Source organism: Terribacillus sp. DMT04 (assembly GCF_019056395.1).
Taxonomy (GTDB): domain Bacteria; phylum Bacillota; class Bacilli; order Bacillales; family Amphibacillaceae; genus Terribacillus; species Terribacillus aidingensis_A.
Window position 1 is genome coordinate 1,958,371 of the sequence record NZ_CP077639.1, and the last position, 19,129, is coordinate 1,977,499.

Genomic DNA, 19,129 nt, shown 5'->3' on the forward strand with positions numbered 1-19,129 from the left:
TAATTTAGCAGTATTAGCATTATAATGGGAAAATATAAGGATATTTCTCTGTTTTTCCTCGCGATAATCAAAGGAGCGATATATAAATGGCATTAATACACAGACAAGACACCCGTCCGGTTAAAGTAGGCGATCTTACAATCGGCGGTAAAAACGAAGTTGTTATTCAGTCGATGACAACAACAAAAACACATGACGTGGAAGCTACAGTGGCAGAAATCAACAGATTGGAAGAAGCAGGCTGCCAAGTTGTACGAGTTGCTTGCCCAGACCAGCGTGCTGCTGATGCAATTCCTGAGATCAAGAAACGCATTAACATTCCACTTGTAGTGGATATTCATTTCAACTATAAACTAGCCTTAAAAGCAATTGAAGGCGGAGCAGATAAAATCCGGATTAACCCTGGTAATATCGGTAAACGAGAAAAAGTTGAAGCTGTCGTAAATGCGGCGAAAGAAAAAGGTATACCAATTCGTATCGGTGTAAACGCTGGTTCCTTGGAACGTCATATCTTAGAGAAATATGGCTATCCAACCGCTGAAGGTATGGTGGAAAGTGCATTGCACCACATTAAGATTCTTGAAGAACTTGATTTCCACGATATCATTGTTTCGCTAAAAGCGTCCGATGTATCGTTAGCGATTGAAGCCTACGAAAAAGCAGCTGAGGTTATTCCTTATCCGCTGCACCTGGGTATTACAGAGTCCGGTACATTGTTTGCCGGAACAGTGAAAAGTGCAGCTGGACTTGGCGCGATTTTAAGTAAAGGTATCGGAAGCACGATGCGTATTTCCTTGAGTGCCGATCCAGTTGAAGAAGTAAAAGTTGCGCGTGAACTGCTGAAGATCTTTAACTTGTCTTCTAACGCAGCAACGCTAATCTCCTGCCCTACTTGCGGCCGAATCGAGATTGACTTGATTAGCATCGCCAATGACGTTGAGGAGTACATCAGTACGATAAAAGCTCCAATTAAGGTTGCAGTACTAGGCTGTGCGGTAAATGGCCCTGGTGAGGCTCGCGAGGCCGATATCGGCATTGCCGGCGCCCGTGGTGAAGGCTTACTGTTCCGTCATGGAGAAATCATTCGTAAAGTACCGGAAGAAACAATGGTTGATGAGCTGAAAATTGAGATTGACAAGCTTGCTGAAGAATACTTCGCCAAGCAAGCTGCAGAGAAAGAAACTGCAGAAGCATAAAAAGATCTGACTCCGTTTTGGAGTCAGATCTTTTTTTATACATATGGTGCTGTAAATAATGAAAGAACAATGGCGATGATACTTACAATTAAAGCGATATTCCCAAGTGCATTGGCACCTTTGCGTTTTGCTAAGACGCCAAAAACGATACCAGCCGCCCCGACAAGTATCGGTGCAATAAAGAAAGAAGCGATTGATAAAATTAAAGCAATATAACCGAACATCTTTCCAGAACCTGTTGTTTGGTCCCCTTCCGTTTTTGCAGAACGCTGGTAACTATTTTCAGCTGGAGATATTTCAGCCGCTGTTTCAACATCATCTTTAGAATGAATGTCTTGCTCGTATTTTTCTTTATCCATATGAAATCCTCCTTATCTGGGGTAAGGTATGGTTCTAGTTTGTGTACACAGGACATAAACTAACCAGGTAGATAAAGGAATCCACAGACCATTCCCATCTTAGAGCGGAGGTTTCACATGAATTTTATTGTTCACAAGCTTGTTCTGAATAAGCTGCGCAATTTAACCGTTGAAGAGATCATGGAGCAAAGCCAGGCTTATCAAGTACAGCTTACGCAGCTGCAGGCGTCTCAAATTGTACAATTTTTGCGCCAGAACAAATTAGATCCATTCAAGGAAGCAGACCGCATGCAAATGTTGAAAGCACTAGCACAGATTACAGATGCCGAAACTGCACAAAAAACGCATCAAATCTTCTTGCAGCTGGCAAAGGAACATGGTATTAAATTATAAAATAAATACCCAGCTGTGAGGATTTAACCTCAAGCTGGGTATTAATTATGCCATGATATGATCTTTTAATTTCGGATTAAAACTGTTGTTCATCAGCATATCAATTTCATGCGCATACGGCGCTTTTTTATTTTTCTTGTCTTCTCCAACAAATGGTGTTTCCAATATCTTCGGAACTGTCATCAGCTGTTCATGGTGCACGACATAACGAAGCGCATCGTAACCGATATGTCCAAAACCGATGTTTTCATGTCTATCTTTGCGTGCTCCGCATTCATTTTTGCTATCATTAATGTGCAGAACCTTTAATCGATCCAGACCAATTACTTTGTCGAATTGATTTAGGACACCATCAAAGTCGTTCACAATATCATAGCCAGCATCATGCGTATGGCACGTATCAAAGCAAATGGAAAGCTTGTCATTATGATTAACCCCATCAATAATGCGCGCTATTTCTTCAAAGTTGGAACCAACTTCAGAACCTTTACCAGCCATTGTTTCCAATGCAATTTGAACTTTCTGTTCCGGCTCTAGCACTTCATTTAAGCCTTCAATAATCTTCTGAATGCCAGCTGCTGTACCTTCTCCTACGTGAGCGCCTGGATGCAGTACGATCTGTTTCGCTCCGAGTGCTTCTGTGCGCTCAATTTCACTGCGGAGGAAGTTGACACCCAATTCGAAAGTCTCTGGTTTAATGGAGTTGCCAATATTAATAATATACGGCGCATGAACCACAATATCAGTGATACCATGCTCCTGCATGTGCGCACGGCCCGCTTCAATATTCAGGTCTTCAATGGCCTTTCTTCTCGTGTTTTGAGGAGCGCCAGTGTAAATCATCATAGCATTAGCGCCATAAGAATGCGCTTCTTCACTTGATCCTAACAGCATTTTTTTGCCGCTCATACTTACATGTGATCCGATAATCATAATCTCTTTCTCCTTACTTCCGCTTAAAACGGTCTTTACGGTCTAACTTTTTCTTGATTTTATCTTTTTCATATTTCATTTTTCGTTTATAGCCTGGTTTTACCTTTTTCGGTTTACGAACTTGTTTCCATGCTTGGTTTTCGTTGTCGGATTCCGTTTTCTTACGTGTAACCCGCTCGTTCCATGGCTTTAATTCTTTCCATTCGCCATTGCTGATATCATAGTTTGTGAATTCAAGGCCTTTTTTATCAAGTTTCTGGATAAGCTCCAAATCATAATCATGATAAAGGTTAATCGCTGTTCCTTCCAAACCAGCTCGTGCCGTTCTGCCAACACGGTGCACATAGAATGGCTCCTCTTTTGGAAGCTGCGCATTGATAACATGGCTGACACCTTTAATATCGATACCGCGTGCTGCCAAGTCTGTCGCAACAAGGTATTGGAAACGAAGTTCTTGAATGTCGCGAAGCACCCGTTTTCGTTCACGCGGCGTCAGACCGCCATGCAATAGACCGACTTCCAGTCCTTTATCCGTTAATTCAGCAGCTAATCGATTGGCTGCATCTTTTCCATTTACAAAAATGATTGCCATATACGGCTGAATTACATCTGCTATTTTCATAATCAATTCGGCTTCGTCACGGTGACGCATCGGAATTAAGCGGTGCTCCATTGTTTCCGGTGAAAGGTGACCGCCAATTTCAAAGTGCTTCGGATTATCCAGATACTTTTTCAAAAATGGCTGCAGACGCTCTGGAATTGTTGCTGAGAACACAAGAAGCTGAACATCTTGATTCATTCGCGCTAAAATTTGATCCACTTCTTTGATGAAACCAAGATCCAGCATTAAGTCTGCTTCATCGACAACAAAACTGGTAGCAGGATACAAATCAAGTGCCTGCTCTTCCATTAAATCCAAAATACGTCCTGGTGTACCGATAATAATTTGGGGCTGTGTTTTCAGTTTCTCAATTGACCGTTTTTTATCTGTACCGCCGATAAATAGCTTTGTATGCCAATCGTTCTCTTTTCCAGCAAGTTTAATAAAATGACGAGCTTCTTCATAAATTTGAATAGCTAACTCGCGCGTTGGTGCTGTCACTACAAATTGAGCGTTCTGATCCTCTTCTTTCAGTTTGCTGAACAGAGGAATCAAATAAGAATGTGTTTTACCCGATCCAGTATGTGACTGACCAATAACACTTTCTCCACGCAAAACTGCAGGAATGACTTTCTCTTGAATTGCAGTTGGTTTGGTAAAGCCTAGTTTATCAATCGCTTCATTGATGACTGGCTGAAGCGCGTATTGTTTAAAATGATGATTTTTCATGTGTAACTCCTTTTGGGCATTCTCTTACTTCTTTCATTATAGAGGACTTTGTCTTATTTTGCACGATTGCATGCGGATAATAAACAATCTTTGTCATATTCTTTAATTGCCTTTATAATAGAGTAGACCCAGAAATAGATGAACCGTGCAAACGGAGAAGGGGGAAACACACGAATGAACATAATAAAAATAGCACCTCGAGGTTATTGCTACGGTGTGGTAGATGCTATGGTAATTGCTCAGAATGCCGTGCGGGATGAGAATTTGCCCCGTCCAATCTACATTCTTGGCATGATCGTGCACAATGCGCATGTGACCAATGCATTTGAAACGGAAGGTGTCATCACGCTTGATGGGCAAAACCGGATGGAGCTTTTAGAACAAATAGAAAGCGGTACGGTTGTATTTACCGCTCATGGTGTTTCACCTGAAGTAAAACAACGCGCGCATGAAAAAGGTTTGACTGTCTTGGATGCTACTTGCCCGGACGTAACTCGCACACATGACCTAATTCGCGAAAGAGTAGCGGAAGGATATGAAGTTGTCTACATCGGTAAAAAAGGTCACCCGGAGCCTGAAGGCGCTGTAGGCGTTGCACCTGGCAAGGTTCACCTTGTGCAAACCGAAGAAGACGTACAAGCACTTGAACTCGATGCAGACAAGCTAATCGTTACGAATCAAACGACAATGAGTCAATGGGACGTATACGATGTCATGCAGCTTGTAAAAGAGAAATTCCCGCAAACAGAGATGATTCAAGAGATCTGTATGGCAACACAAGTACGTCAAGAAGCTGTTGCTGAGCAGGCAAAAGAAGCTGACCTCACTTTAGTTGTCGGCGATCCGCGAAGCAATAACTCCAACCGTCTTGCCCAAGTATCAGAAGAAGTTGCTGGTACAAAGGCTTATCGTATTGAAGACCTTTCTCAGTTGAAACTGGAATGGTTAGAAGGCGTTGAAACAGTTGCCATCACAGCAGGTGCTTCTACTCCTACTCCGGTAACAAAAGAAGTTATTAACTTTATTGAAAAATTTGATCCAGCTAATTTGGAAGATGTAAAATTAGAGTTCAGTGTTGACCCGAAAAAGATACTTCCAAAAGTAAAAGTGAAAAAAGCATAAAAAGACCGAGTCCAGCTGGACTCGGTCTTTTTATATACATTGAAATGGATTCGTATCTGTTTCCGAAACATGTACTGCTACATCACTGAACGCAGTTTGAACGTAATCAGCTACCTTTTTCTTCATAATCTGTTCCGCATAGTGGCCTGGGTCGATTAGCTTCAAGCCCGCTTCCACAGCATCCTGTGTTTCATGGAAGATTAAATCGCCTGTGATGTAAACATCAGCCTGCTGCAGCGCCTGATCAACGTAATCTCTGCCGCTGCCGCCAAGAATTGCAACCGTCTCTACCGTGGCCGATGCATCTCCTGCAAAGCGAACATGTGGGACGTTATACCGCTGTTTTACGTGTGACGCTAAATCCTTCAGCGTTGTAGGTGCAGGCAGTTCGCCGACACGCCCTAACCCAAAAGGTTTACCTTTTTTCTCGTCTGCAAATATATCGTAAGCCACTTCTTCGTATGGATGAGCAGCAATCATTGCTTTCACCGCTTGGTTTACATGCTTACTTGGAACAAGCACTTCAATGCGTACTTCTTCTACTTTTTCCAACTTGCCAGCTTCTCCAATAAAAGGCTGCGCCTCTGCATTAGGCTGAAAGTAACTATTCCCTTGTGAAACAAAGGTTACTTTCTCATAGTTGCCAATGTTACCCGCACCGTTTGTATGCAGGGCATCTTTTACTACTTGTTCGTGTGTAGCGGGAACAAAAACGACTACCTTTTTATAAGTGTCATGTCCTTCAGGGAGAAACACGCGAACCTCTTTCAAATCTAGGGCATCTGCCATTAAGTCATTAACGCCGCCTTCTACAATATCCAAATTCGTGTGCGCTGCATATACTGTAATATCATGCTGCATCAGTTTCTTTACTACGCGCCCTTTTGGTGCAGTGGTGTCCAGTTTTTTGGGAGCTGCAAATAAAAGCGGGTGGTGCGCGATAATAAGATTTGCGCCTAGTTGGATTGCTTCGTCCACTACTGCTTCGGTTACATCAAGAGTCGTTAGTACCCCTGTCACCTCTTGATGCAGCTCTCCAACCTGCAAACCAACGTTATCCCACTTATAAGCCAACGATGGCGGACACCAAGACTCAAAATGCGTCACCACATCCGCTATACGTAATCGCTTATCAGTCATCCAATTCCTCCTCAAGCCATATAAGTTCGGTTTTGAAAGATGCCAGTTTTGCTTCATCGACTTGCTGTGCGCGCTGCATATTTGCAACGTTTCGCTCTAGCTTTCGTTTGTATTCTTGCCACTTAGCTCGGAAAGCTGCATTTTTCTCTTGCAGCAGCTGTGGACCAAATAAGAGCTGCTTATCACGGATGATCGCGTCTTCATCATACAGTTCCTTACCCGCTCGTACGGCCACCAACACTTCGTAAATATGTCCAGCTTCTTCTAGGATTTCTTCTGTTTGCAAGACGAATCCATTTGCTAGGAACCATTTGCGTAATACTCTGGCGTCTATATTAGGCTGTACAATTAGCTGTTCTACTTGGCCAAGCTTATCCTTACCTTGCTCTAATATAGAGGCAATCAGCGGTCCGCCCATCCCAGCGATTACAACTTGCTTCACTTCATTCGGCTCTACGACTGCAAGTCCGTCTCCTTTACGCACCTCAATTCGATCGGTTAACCCCTGTAGCTTTACCTGCTTTTCGGCACTCTTGTATGGGCCATGGTTGATTTCACCAGCAATTGCACGGCTGGATGGATCCTGCAGGCACACATAGCAAGGCAAATAGGCATGATCAGAGCCAACATCGACAAAATGCGCCGATTCTGGCAAATGTGCTGCAACCGCTGTAAGCCGCTCTGACAACGATAAAACGTTCATTATGTCCAACTCCTTTGTCACATATACGTGTTTTTTGTAATATATCCTCTTATACTTTTTCCCGCGGTAATTTGCAATCGACTATCAGATTCTGTAAAATATATGTATCCCAAGGCAATAAGAAAGCCCAGCCATATGCGGTTAAAAACGCATAACAGCTGAGCGCAGCCTTCTTATTCTAGGAAATCTTTCAACCGCTTGCTTCGGCTTGGATGACGAAGCTTACGAAGTGCTTTCGCTTCAATCTGACGAATACGCTCTCTAGTAACGCCGAACACTCTGCCGACTTCTTCCAGTGTTCTCGTTCTGCCATCGTCTAAACCGAAACGAAGGCGAAGAACGTTCTCTTCTCGGTCCGTTAACGTATCCAATACATCTTCCAGCTGTTCTTTCAGCAATTCATATGCTGCATGGTCAGAAGGAGAAGTTGCTTCTTGGTCTTCAATGAAATCACCAAGATGGGAATCGTCTTCTTCACCGATTGGCGTTTCGAGTGAAACTGGTTCTTGCGCAATCTTAAGGATTTCTCTTACTTTTTCAGGTGTAAGTTCCATTTCTTCACCGATTTCTTCTGGAGAAGGTTCACGGCCTAAATCCTGCAATAGCTGACGCTGCACGCGGATTAGCTTGTTGATTGTCTCCACCATGTGTACCGGAATACGAATCGTACGAGCTTGGTCCGCAATGGCACGCGTAATAGCTTGTCGAATCCACCATGTTGCATACGTACTGAATTTGAAACCTTTACGATAGTCAAATTTTTCTACCGCTTTAATTAGTCCCATGTTACCTTCCTGGATTAAATCCAAGAACAGCATACCGCGACCAACATAACGTTTTGCAATACTAACGACTAGTCGCAAGTTGGCTTCCGCCAAACGGCGTTTCGCCATCTCATCTCCGGCTTCAATTCGTTCAGCGAGTGCAATCTCCTCTTTCGCTGACAAAAGATCCACGCGGCCGATTTCTTTCAAATACATACGAACAGGATCATTAATCTTAATACCAAGCGGCACACTAAGATCATTCAGATCAAATTCTTCTTCTTTTGCTATTTGCTTCATATTAGGGTCTTGGTCAGATTCTCCGATTACTTCTACACCTTGTTCGTTCAAGTGTTCGTAAATCTCATCCATCTGATCGGAATCCAATTCAAAGTTCGCCAAACGCTCACTTACCTCTTCATAAGCGAGAACTCCGCGCTTCTTACCCATTTCAACAAGGAGATCTCTTGCTTGCTCCAATGTCATTTCAGTCTCATTCACTTTAGAACCTGCTGGCTTATTCTCTGCCATTAGTCCTCCTCCTTCCAAAACATCAAAAGCTATCTATTATTACAGAGAACTTTTTAAAGTTCTACGTATTTCCATGATCTTCATGGCTATTTGAGCTGCCCGTATCGGGTCATTCTCTTGTTCCGCCTGCCGCTGTTCGGCAAGCAGTTGGCCAATATCTGTTTTATTAACCTGTTCGCGCTTAATCGTACGAATATAATCACTAATTTCCTGGTCACTTACATCTTCGGTCACCGGCAGCATAGCTGTCTGGATAACCAGCTGCTGCAAGCTTGGATCTTCCAATGTTGAAACGAACTGACTGACATCCGCTTCATTGCCTTCTTCATAAAAAGCATACAGATGTGTGACAATTACTTGAAACTGATCGGTTATGAAAGAAGCGCCAACTTCTTCTTGCACCTTATCTGCAATTGTCGCTGTTCTAAGCATATGCGCCAACAGCTGTTTTTCTGCCGCTTGAAATGCAGATGGCATTTTTTTTTCATAATGACGCGATTTCTGCTTCGCTGCCGGAGTAGCCTCCGGAATGCTCACTTGCTTTTTCGCAGCACGTTTTCGGAGCCGCGGCTCCAAATCAGAGGCGAGCGTCTCCAGGGATAGATCCATTGCATGAGAAAGCTCCCGCAAATAGTGTTCCCTTTCTACAGAGCTTTCAATCTGCGCAATCTCATCCAACACTTTTTCTACATACTGGAGACGATCTCCTTCTACCGCTAAGTTGAAGTCCTGTTTCAAATATTGCATCATAAAGGACGTCGCCGTCAGTCCGGCCTCAATAATGGAGCGTTTAAATTTCTCTGCTCCATGCTCACGAATATAATCATCAGGGTCAAGCCCGTCTCGAAGCATGGCGACGCGCACATGATTGCCTGTCTTTTTTAGGATTTGCAGCGCTCTGTAAGACGCTTCAAACCCTGCCTTATCACCGTCGTAGCAAATGACAACTTGCTCAGCATATCGTTTCAAAAGCCGTGCCTGCGTTTCAGTAAGAGAAGTACCGAGCGTTGCCACTCCATTCCGTACGCCAGCTTGGTGAGCGGCAATCACGTCATTATAGCCTTCAAATACGACAACTTGTCCAGTTTTGCGAATTTCACTCCGAGCCAAATCAAAATTGAACAGCATTCTTCCTTTTTGGAAAAGATCGCTCTCCGCACTATTCAAGTACTTTGGTTCTTGTCCATCTCCCAAAGTACGTCCGCCGAACCCGACTGTTTTCCCGAGATGATTCCGAATTGGGAAAATAACTCTCCCGCGAAAGCGATCTTGAGGGTTGCCTTCTTTATCGGTTGAGAACAGACCGGTATGAAGCAAATCATGCGGCTTGTACCCTTTCCCATCGAGGAATTTCACCGTAAAGTCTCGGCTGTTCGGAGCAAAACCAAGCTTAAACGTGTCAATTGTTTCCTCCGTTAACCCTCGGCCGAGCAAGTATTCATAACCAGACTTACCTTCTTTTGTATTGCGAAGCAAGTTATGATAAAGTTTTACAACCCATTCATTCGCTTCTAAGGCTGTTTGTTCTTCACGAGAGGTCCCGCTATCCTGCTGTTGTACCACATGGTCTGGAATTTCTGTTCCGCTTCTTTGTGCAAGCTGCTGAACAGCTTGTGAAAAGGAAAGACCTTGCAGTTCCATTAGGAAAGTGAACACATTCCCGCCTTTACCGCACCCAAAACAATGGAAAATCTGCTTTTCTTGTGTAACGGAAAAAGATGGGGATTTCTCCCCGTGAAAAGGACACAAACCAAAGTAGTTACGGCCTTGTTTTTTCAATTGAACATGCTCGCCGACAATGTCGACAATATCATTCGTTTTACGGACTGTTTCCACAAACTCCTCTGGTATTGTACCAGCCATCTCACATCACCAACTTATATAATTCAACAACGCTCGTCGAATTCCTGCATTTTTCGACAATATGACGAAAAAAAATCAAGAAATCTTTGTTTATCTGCTGCTGTAAGCTTGGAAGGTCCTTTTATCCGTTTGCCTTGCCGCTGGTTTTGGATTCGCATATGCTTTCGCAAAAGTATCTCATCTGCATCTGCATCCGTTATCTGCTCACCGCGCGGTGTAATAACTGTTACATCCTTGGCAGTAAGCAAGGTAGCCAGGGCAAGATCCTGCGTTATCACACATGCACCAGGGCGAACGCGATTTAAGATATACCAATCCACTGCCTGGTCCATTGGATCAAGCACGATCCAATTTTCATCAGATTCACCGCTCAAATGATTGATTGTTGTTACGAAACGTACGGGGACGTGATAGGCTGCACATGTGGAGATAATCTCCTGTTTAACAGGACAGCTATCCGCATCCACATAAACAAAAGGCTTATGCAATTTCATGACTCACTAATTCTACAATAAATTGCGGAATCCTTCCTTTTTCGTAAAATTTTTATAAAGCTTTTTAACACAAGCGTTGCCATTTATACGTAAATCATACTAACAACATTTTTTCACAAAAATCAATTATAATACAAACTAATTAAAATTACCATCATTTTAACTAATTATCAAGATGCTTTATCCTGCTCGTTCTGCTTGCTCCGCCTCGGTAATTTTCCAAAAAAAAGTGCCGAATACGGAACAAAGCGGTGAAATAGGTAGATAATAATAAAGCAGGTTCCCATCGTAAGCAGATAACGCAGCAAAATCTGTACGTGAAAAAGATAGTTGCTGTACGCTGGTATACTTCTTGATACATAATCTAATACAAGCGGATGCAATAAGTAAAACCCGAAGGAATAACTCGCGACTTGCTGTAATTTTGACATTGCTGAAACGGAAAGAATGTCAGACAGTGTCTCTGCCAGCCTAAAGATTCCATAGCATCCCGCTGCCAAGAAAATATAGTTCACTGTTTCATACGGAATATTGTCCCATTCCATTTTATTAAGTGTTCCGGCATGATAATAGTATATTGCGATAGCAGAACCTGCTAATAAGCTGACAGATAGCCAGCCTGCTGTTGTCCAGCTGCGGCTTTTCGCTCTTTCCCTATCATAGTGGAGCCCAATCCAACCGCCAAGAAGAAGCGTGCCCATAAGCTGAAGAAACAGTGGAAATGGACTGACAGGATAATATGTTGTAAGAGCAATATAGCCAAGCTGCAAGAAACATCCAAAAACAAACATGTATTTTCGAAAGAAAGCCACCTTGTGATCCAGCCAAATGAACAGCGGCAGCACCAGATAAATTTGAACGATTAGAAAGATAAAATGCAGCTGATAATAGCTTTCGCCAAAAAAGATACGTTTAGCGACAGCTGCCGGATTTAAATCTCCGAAACCAAGCATCACTTTATGCAGCTCATAAACAAGTGCCCAAATAATGTAAGGAATCAGTATAAAGCTAACCCGCTTCTTATAATAATCTTTCCATAATTTCTTCGTTAGTGTCTTATGCTTGTATTGATAAAAGAAGACCAATCCAGTGATTGCGATAAATAAACCTGCTTCGATCCGGATAATTCGGTTAAAGAAGTGGTACTTTTCATATGCATCACCTGCAAACGGCAATACACTCGCATAGGCACCCGTAACGTGAACAAGTACGACGAGTGACATTGCTAACAGCCGCATTAAGTAAATGGATTGAATCTGTTGTTTTTTCATGTTTGGGTCTCCTCACCAAGCGCGTTTACGAAAAAGAAAAGGTAACAACAGCCTGCCTGTCGTTACCTCTTCTGTTGGTATCATAAAATTCGAGCTAGGTACCGTCAACACGAATTACAAAATCTTAACAATAACTTTATTGGTTCTTAATCAGAAAACAGCTGGCTGCGGACTGTTAAGATGCTATTCGCTGTTTCCTCAACTGCTTTATTGGATACATCGATTACGCGGCATCCAATTCGATCCACAATCTTATCAAAATGCTCCAATTCATGGTTGATGCGATCAATATTAGCATAGCTCGCTTGATCACCAAGTCCAAGTGCTTTCAGACGTTCTTTGCGGATGTTGTTCAACTTTTCCGGACTGATACGAAGACCGATGCATTTAGCCGGGTCAACTTGAAACAATTCTCGAGGCGGTTCGACTTCCGGGACAATTGGGACATTGGCTACTTTCAATCGCTTATGTGCTAAATACTGAGAAAGCGGCGTTTTAGATGTACGAGATACACCGATAAGCACAATATCCGCACGAGAGATACCGCGCGGGTCGCGGCCATCATCATAGCGCACAGCAAACTCAATTGCTTCAATTCGGCGGAAATAATCTTCATCCAGACGGTGAACAAGACCAGGCTGGAGCTTTGGTTCTTGATGGAACATATCCGCCATTGCATCCATGAGCGGTCCCATTAAATCAATGCAAGCAATTCCTTGTGCTTTTGCTTCATTGGTAAGGTATGAGCGAAAATCTGGGTTCACCATTGTGTATGCAATGATGGATGGTCGTTCACTGGCTTGCCTTAGCGTCTCTTCTAGTATCGTCGTGTTTTCTACATAAGGAACCCGCAGCAATTCAAAAGGCTCTTCCATGTGAAATTGGCTGAGCGCCGCTTTCACAACTAACTCCGCTGTTTCCCCTACTGAGTCTGATACAACAAAGACAATTGGTTTCTCCATCGGTTTCCCTCCCGGATTCATTTACATAAGTTCATTTCTAGCAAGTTCAACGAATGCTTTTGTGATTGTCGTTTTTGTAATACGGCCAACTACCTTGGCACCTGCTTCACTCGATCTCTCGATAACAGGCAAACTATCGATTTGTTTTTCAATCAAACGATTAGCCGCTTCAACTAATAGCTCATCTGGATAGCAGACCGCCACGTTTGGCATCCGCGTCATGATAATATGGACTGGAATTTCCTGCAGTACTTGATTCCCGATACTCGCTCGCAGCAAATCTTTCCGAGAAACTACCCCAACAAGATTGTTATCCTGGTCCACCGCAAACAATGTACCGACATCACTGAGGAACATGGCACTGATGGCATCATAAGCAGAATCATCTTCCTTTACGACGATAGGCATTGATTGGAATGCATCCACTTTGTATTTCATCAGTTTTTCTGTAATGATCTCCGAGCCTGTCTTGCCTGTATAGAAGTAACCAACACGAGGTCTTGCATCAAGGAAACCGACCATCGTGAGAATTGCTAAATCTGGACGAAGCGTTGCTCGAGTCAGATTCAAACGTTCCGCGATCTGTTCACCCGTTATCGGACCTGCTTCTTTTACAATCGCAATTATTTGCTGTTGTCGTTTAGACAAATCCATGTTCATCACCTCTATCCAAGAACTGCCCTCATTGGACCTGCTTCCACTGTATTTTTGTCACATCTGCATAGCTTAAAATCAATGCAGCCAATTGATTTAACAGCGACAAGCGGTTTGTTTTTAGATTCTTATCTTCGGTCATTACCATCGTATGGTCAAAGAATGCGTGAATGCTGTCAGTAAATGACGCAAGCGTATCCAGCGCTTCTTTCGCCTGTCTGTTCGCAGCCGCATCCATGTATACACTACGCTTTTCTTGCAGCATACGATATAGCTCTTTTTCATATTCGTTTTCGAATAGAGCTTCATCTACTCCTTCATCTGATCCTTTTTTCGCCAAGTTAATAACTCGGCCAAGCGCTTCTTGGACAGATTTAAAAGCTTCATCTTGACGCAGCGGTTCAAGCGCCTTCGCTCTGGCAAGCGCATATGGATAATTGCCAATCTGAACGGCCAGTACGGCATCAATTACATCATACGTTATCTGTTCTTCTTTCAACAGCTGGTTCGCACGCTGATAAAAGAAGCTGCGAATATCCTCTGTGTATTTTTCTCTTTCTACAGTTGGCAGCGATTGTTCCTCGAATAATGCAATCGTGCGCTCTACTAGTTCTTCAACCGTAACCTGCCAATCGGTTTTCAAAAGCATCTGGATAATACCAGCTGCTTGACGGCGCAACCCGTATGGATCTTGGGAACCTGTCGGAACATTGCCGATGACCATGCTTCCAATAATCGTATCGAGTTTGTCTGCGATACTAACAATTGTACCTTCTGTTGACTCTGGAAGCGCGCCATGAGAGGAGTTCGGCATATATTGTTCCCGAATGGCTTGTGCTACCTGTTCGTTTTCTCCGAAATGACGGGCATACTTTTCCCCCATGATTCCTTGAAGTTCAGTAAATTCATTTACCATGTTCGTTACAAGATCAAATTTAGCAATACTTGCTGCGCGTTCGGCGCGAGCAGCAGTCTCTTTGTCTACGCCTGCAGCGTCACTGATCATGCTTGCAATCTTCGTCACGCGATTGACTTTATCCTGCAAAGTACCAAGCTCTACTTGATAAATCATCTTAGAAAGCTTTTCTAAGTTTTTCTCAATTGACTGTGCTTTATCTTCGGCGTAGAAAAATTCCGCATCTTGAAGTCTTGCACGTAATACTTTCTCGTTACCGCGTGCAACGTTTTCCAAGTGGTCACTATTCCCGTTACGCACACCGATAAAATGCGGAAGCAGCTTGCCAGCAGTATCTCTGACTGGGAAATAACGCTGATGTTCCTTCATGCTTGTGATTAGTACTTCTTGCGGCAATTCTAAGAATTCCGCTGCATAATCACCATGAAACACGGTTGGATATTCAACCAGATACAATACTTCTTCCAACAAATCCTCATCAATTGGAATTTGCCAGCCATTCGCTGTTTCCAATTGATGAATAGCATCTACAATCATCTCTTGGCGTTTCACTTGATCTACAATAACAAACTGATCTGCCAATACCTTTTCATAATTAGCAGGCTCATCAATTGTTGCTGTCTCTCCAAGGAAACGGTGGCCATACGTCAAATTGGATGCTTTCGTTCCAGCAACCTCCATTGGAATGACTGATTCACCATAAAGCGAAACAATCCAGCGTATTGGACGTGCATAACGCAAACTGCCAGAGCCCCAGCGCATATTTTTCGGGAAGTGCAGGCTTAAAAGCACATCCTTAAACGATGGCAGCAGCTCTTCTGCATGCTGTCCTTTTACGAATTTCTTCACAAAAATATATTCTGTTCCCTCTACGTCTTTTGTGTAAATATCTTCGACAGTCGCGCCTTGTCCGCGTGTGAAGCCTTGTGCTGCTTTTGACCATTCACCTGCGTCGTCTTTCGCGATACGAAGTGCTGGTCCTTTTACTTCTTCTTCAACATCGGGCTGCTTTTCAGATAGAGACAAAATAGATACTGCGACACGTCTTGGTGTTGCCTGTACCTTTACTTTATCAAAGGAAAGACCTAGATTTTTCAGCCATTCTGCTGTTTTCGCCTCTAGCTGGCTAATTGTTCCAGGCAAGAAACGTGCCGGCATTTCTTCTAAACCGATTTCGAATAATACATCCTTATTCTGCATGCTCATCCGCTCCTTCTTTCAGCATCGGGAAGCCCAATCGCTCCCGCTCTGCTACATAGCTCTTCGCGATAGATCTAGCTAGGTTTCGCACTCTGCCAATATAACCGGTACGCTCTGTTACAGAGATAGCTCCCTTCGCATCAAGTAAGTTAAATGTGTGCGAACATTTGAGTACATAGTCATAAGCTGGGAAAACAAGCCCTTGATCCATGATTCGCTTTGCTTCTTTTTCGTACATATCAAACAGCTGGAACAGCATATCCGTATCGGATTCCTTGAATGTATACGTAGAATGCTCGAATTCAGGCTGCTTGAAAATATCAGCAACCGTCACACCATCCGTCCACTCAAGATCAAATACATTTTCTTTGTCCTGAATGTAGGAAGCAAGACGCTCCAAACCATATGTAATCTCAACAGAGACTGGTTTTGCTTCTAGGCCTCCGATTTGCTGGAAGTAAGTGAATTGGGTAATTTCCATTCCATCCAACCATACTTCCCAGCCAAGTCCAGCAGCACCAAGTGTCGGGTTTTCCCAGTTATCTTCTACAAATCGAATATCGTGCTTTAATGGATCAATACCCAGTTTGCGAAGAGACTCTAAATAAAGTTCCTGAATATTATCAGGTGATGGTTTCATAATAACCTGGAATTGGTGATGCTGATAAAGACGGTTTGGATTCTCACCGTAGCGACCATCTGCCGGGCGGCGTGAAGGCTCCACATAAGCCACATTCCATGGCTCAGGGCCGAGGCTGCGCAATAAAGTCATCGGACTCATCGTTCCGGCACCTTTTTCTACATCATATGCCTGCATTAGAAGACAGCCTTGATCTGACCAATGCTTTTGTAATGTCAAAATCATATTTTGGATATTCATTGGATTCCCTCCATCTTGTTTTCATCAACGTCAGGATGGACGAAAAAATCCCGTCCTTATGCTGTTTGAACAGCATAGGGACGGGATTACCGCGGTTCCACCCTATTTGCCTCCAAAAGGAAGCCACTTTTTTGCCTTTTGCTCAGAAGTGCCTTCTCCGTCTGCCTTTGATCTGGCTCTCACTATCCCAGATTCGCTATTCAAAGGGGGGTAAGACGGATACTACTCTTCTTCAACGCAAGCCGTCGATTTTGTCTTAATGATACTAAAATGCCATACTACTTGTCAACAAAGCTTTATTGCAGTTTATCTAGTTGAGATAAAAACTTTTTGCTTTTCAGGAAGTATCCGCCATAACGTTCGTAATAGGCATCCAGCAGCTCATTGAGCAACCGTTTTGTTTCCGGCTTGACGGATATATTACCTATCCTGGTAATATCAATACTGGTAAAAAGCTGCAAAAGCTTTGTTACCTTATCGGATAAAACGTAAGCATCGTGGTCCAAATGCATACACCGACGACAAAGCATGCCGCCCTCTGGTATAGAAAATTTGTAAGGCAATTCTGTATTTCCGCAATTTACACATTGATGCACGGCCGGTGCAAAGCCGCCGCGGCGGAACATCTTCAACTCATAAATAATACGTAATACATCTGCATCTTTTCCGTCATTGATCCATTCGAGCACTTGAAGCAGCTGACGGAACAAGTCTGGGTCAGGCTTATTGTTATCTGTCAGTTTATCTGTCATTTCTGCGATATAAGAAGCATAAGCTGTCTTTACGATATCTTCTCGAATGCCACGGAAACTTTGAAGCGGCTCGCCTTGCTGCATGGCTCCCATACCTGAACCAATTTGTACAAGAAACGATCCATAGATGAACGGCTGGGCAATAGCCGCCATCCGGCTCTTTGGTTTCTTCGCCCCTCGGGCCATCACAGCAACCTTGCCGCGATCTTCCGTAAAGATTGTAATAATCTTATGAGTTTCCCCGTAATCCTGCGTGCGCAGAATAATTCCTTCTATGTTTTGGAGCAACGCTCTCTCCCCACTCCTGTTGCTTACATTTTCGATTGAAGCCGATTATAGTTCGGAAGTTCTATGATGTTATCTTGTCTTGGAGGTATGAGTGAATTGTACATCGTTTCAATTTCTTTCATCAATAAGTAGGTTTCAATACTCCCGGTCTTGCTAAAGATTTGCCAATGGAAATCAATCACAGGAAGTCCACCTTTCTATGTGTTTTTTTTAGAAATGAAATACAAAACTATCTCCTTCTTAGGATGACACCTTCTTCAGAATCCATGTGCTTCAAATATTACCATTGACTTAATATTCGTCGCGGCTAAATCCGTAATCATTAAGCTGCGCTTGCTTGTTCCGCCAGTCTGGCTGCACTTTCACCCAAAGTTCAAGAAATACCTTACTACCAAGCAGCATTTCTATATCTCTGCGCGCAAGTTTACCAACTTGTTTCAGCATACTGCCTTGCTTACCAATAATGATTCCTTTTTGGGATTTACGTTCCGTTACAATTGTCGCCTGAATGAAAACTTTCTCGGTTGTGCTATGACGATTCTCAATTGCTTCAATAACCACAGCAATTGAATGCGGTATTTCTTCACGTGTTAAATGCAGTACCTTTTCACGAATCAATTCACTAACAATGAAACGCTCCGGATGATCTGTTACTTGATCTTCAGGGTAATACTGCGGTCCTTCTGGAAGATAGCCCTTTAACGTATCCAATAAATGAGCCGTGTTGTTTCCTTCCAGTGCACTAATAGGAACAATCTCTGCAAAATCCAACTTGTCCTTATACTGCTCGATAAGTTCAAAAAGCTTATCTGGGTGAATCTTATCAATTTTATTCAAAACAAGGAAAACTGGATTGTTAACCTTCTGCAGCCGCTCAAGAATGAACTGATCTCCCCGTCCATAGCCTTCCTCTGCATTGACCATAAACATGACAGCGTCCACTTCATTCATTGTGTTTTCTGCAGTCTTTACCATAAAATCACCGAGCTTATGCTTCGGTTTATGGATACCAGGCGTATCAATAAAGATGAACTGTGCGTCATCTTGTGAAAGCACCCCTTGAATCCGATTACGCGTCGTCTGCGGCTTATCACTCATAATAGCAATTTTCTGCCCCACGAAACGATTTAACAAAGTTGATTTTCCTACATTCGGTCTCCCGATGATGGAAATAAAACCAGAACGAAATTCTTCTACCATGCTGTTATATTCCTCCAAGTACTAGTACGACAATAACCTCAAGTACTATTAAAATGTTGTATCTCTATCTTACTACAAATCCCCCGCCACTTCACCCATTCGACAAAAGGTCTTATTAAAATCAAAAGCGGAAAAGGCCGGTTAGAAACGGAACGATAAGTGAGAAGGCCCAGAGTAA

General features: G+C 43.1%; 19 protein-coding genes. 3 read left to right on the plus strand and 16 right to left on the minus strand.

All coding sequences use genetic code 11. The features are described 5' to 3' along the window. Positions 1–86 precede the first annotated feature (86 nt). Complete coding sequence (ispG, locus tag KS242_RS10415) at positions 87–1,196, plus strand: flavodoxin-dependent (E)-4-hydroxy-3-methylbut-2-enyl-diphosphate synthase (RefSeq protein WP_217321294.1); 1,110 nt, start codon at positions 87–89, stop codon at positions 1,194–1,196. Positions 1,197–1,231: 35 nt separating this feature from the next. On the opposite strand, the gene KS242_RS10420 is transcribed toward ispG, so the two are convergent. Next, entirely contained in the window at positions 1,232–1,555 is a 324-nt protein-coding gene (locus KS242_RS10420) for a hypothetical protein (RefSeq protein WP_217321295.1), read from the minus strand. A gap of 117 nt (positions 1,556–1,672) precedes the next feature. Between KS242_RS10420 and KS242_RS10425 the strand changes: the two genes are divergently transcribed. Then, on the plus strand, positions 1,673–1,948 hold the full coding sequence (locus KS242_RS10425) for a DUF2624 family protein (protein ID WP_097041474.1): 276 nt from the start codon (positions 1,673–1,675) through the stop codon (positions 1,946–1,948). Positions 1,949–1,993: 45 nt separating this feature from the next. Here the strand turns inward: KS242_RS10425 and KS242_RS10430 are convergent, their stop codons facing one another. Next, entirely contained in the window at positions 1,994–2,884 is an 891-nt protein-coding gene (locus tag KS242_RS10430) for a deoxyribonuclease IV (RefSeq protein ID WP_217324125.1), read from the minus strand. Between the two features lie 10 nt (positions 2,885–2,894). Further along, the gene (locus KS242_RS10435; protein WP_217321296.1) at positions 2,895–4,211 is read right to left on the minus strand and encodes a DEAD/DEAH box helicase; all 1,317 of its coding nucleotides are present in this window, start codon (positions 4,209–4,211) and stop codon (positions 2,895–2,897) included. 174 nt (positions 4,212–4,385) lie between these two features. Here KS242_RS10435 and KS242_RS10440 point away from each other — a divergent pair, with 174 nt between their 5' ends. After that, on the plus strand, positions 4,386–5,333 hold the full coding sequence (locus KS242_RS10440; RefSeq protein WP_217321297.1) for a 4-hydroxy-3-methylbut-2-enyl diphosphate reductase: 948 nt from the start codon (positions 4,386–4,388) through the stop codon (positions 5,331–5,333). A gap of 30 nt (positions 5,334–5,363) precedes the next feature. Here KS242_RS10440 and KS242_RS10445 read toward each other — a convergent pair whose 3' ends face one another. The 13 genes from KS242_RS10445 to era form a co-directional block, all read right to left on the minus strand. Continuing rightward, positions 5,364–6,473, minus strand: a complete 1,110-nt coding sequence (locus tag KS242_RS10445; RefSeq protein ID WP_217321298.1) for a Nif3-like dinuclear metal center hexameric protein — start codon at positions 6,471–6,473, stop codon at positions 5,364–5,366. Continuing rightward, entirely contained in the window at positions 6,466–7,176 is a 711-nt protein-coding gene (locus tag KS242_RS10450; protein ID WP_217321299.1) for a tRNA (adenine(22)-N(1))-methyltransferase, read from the minus strand. The genes KS242_RS10445 and KS242_RS10450 overlap by 8 nt, the downstream gene beginning before the upstream one ends. Positions 7,177–7,349: 173 nt before the next feature. After that, positions 7,350–8,471, minus strand: coding sequence for an RNA polymerase sigma factor RpoD (gene rpoD / locus KS242_RS10455; RefSeq protein ID WP_077308616.1), 1,122 nt, complete (start codon positions 8,469–8,471; stop codon positions 7,350–7,352). 39 nt (positions 8,472–8,510) lie between these two features. Further along, positions 8,511–10,334, minus strand: a complete 1,824-nt coding sequence (gene dnaG, locus KS242_RS10460; protein WP_217321300.1) for a DNA primase — start codon at positions 10,332–10,334, stop codon at positions 8,511–8,513. Between the two features lie 23 nt (positions 10,335–10,357). Further along, positions 10,358–10,828, minus strand: a complete 471-nt coding sequence (locus KS242_RS10465) for a YaiI/YqxD family protein (RefSeq protein ID WP_217321301.1) — start codon at positions 10,826–10,828, stop codon at positions 10,358–10,360. Between the two features lie 170 nt (positions 10,829–10,998). Beyond that, complete coding sequence (locus KS242_RS10470) at positions 10,999–12,099, minus strand: acyltransferase (protein WP_217321302.1); 1,101 nt, start codon at positions 12,097–12,099, stop codon at positions 10,999–11,001. Between the two features lie 146 nt (positions 12,100–12,245). Beyond that, complete coding sequence (locus KS242_RS10475) at positions 12,246–13,061, minus strand: pyruvate, water dikinase regulatory protein (RefSeq protein WP_217321303.1); 816 nt, start codon at positions 13,059–13,061, stop codon at positions 12,246–12,248. Positions 13,062–13,082: 21 nt separating this feature from the next. Next, positions 13,083–13,715, minus strand: coding sequence for a transcriptional regulator CcpN (locus tag KS242_RS10480; RefSeq protein ID WP_077308606.1), 633 nt, complete (start codon positions 13,713–13,715; stop codon positions 13,083–13,085). A 28-nt stretch (positions 13,716–13,743) separates the two neighbouring features. Beyond that, positions 13,744–15,831, minus strand: a complete 2,088-nt coding sequence (gene glyS / locus KS242_RS10485; RefSeq protein ID WP_217321304.1) for a glycine--tRNA ligase subunit beta — start codon at positions 15,829–15,831, stop codon at positions 13,744–13,746. Further along, positions 15,821–16,711 (minus strand): glycine--tRNA ligase subunit alpha, encoded by an 891-nt coding sequence (gene glyQ, locus KS242_RS10490; protein ID WP_217321305.1) that lies wholly within the window; start codon positions 16,709–16,711, stop codon positions 15,821–15,823. Before glyQ ends, glyS begins: the two co-directional genes overlap by 11 nt. 296 nt (positions 16,712–17,007) lie before the next feature. Next, positions 17,008–17,751 carry a DNA repair protein RecO gene (gene recO, locus KS242_RS10495; RefSeq protein WP_217321306.1) on the minus strand — a complete coding sequence of 248 codons (744 nt, stop codon included), beginning with the start codon at positions 17,749–17,751 and terminating at the stop codon, positions 17,008–17,010. Between the two features lie 23 nt (positions 17,752–17,774). Beyond that, positions 17,775–17,933: a YqzL family protein gene (locus tag KS242_RS18330; protein WP_077308600.1), complete on the minus strand. Its 159-nt coding sequence runs from the start codon at positions 17,931–17,933 to the stop codon at positions 17,775–17,777. Between the two features lie 109 nt (positions 17,934–18,042). Beyond that, positions 18,043–18,951, minus strand: a complete 909-nt coding sequence (gene era, locus KS242_RS10505) for a GTPase Era (RefSeq protein ID WP_097041504.1) — start codon at positions 18,949–18,951, stop codon at positions 18,043–18,045. Positions 18,952–19,129: the final 178 nt, after the last annotated feature.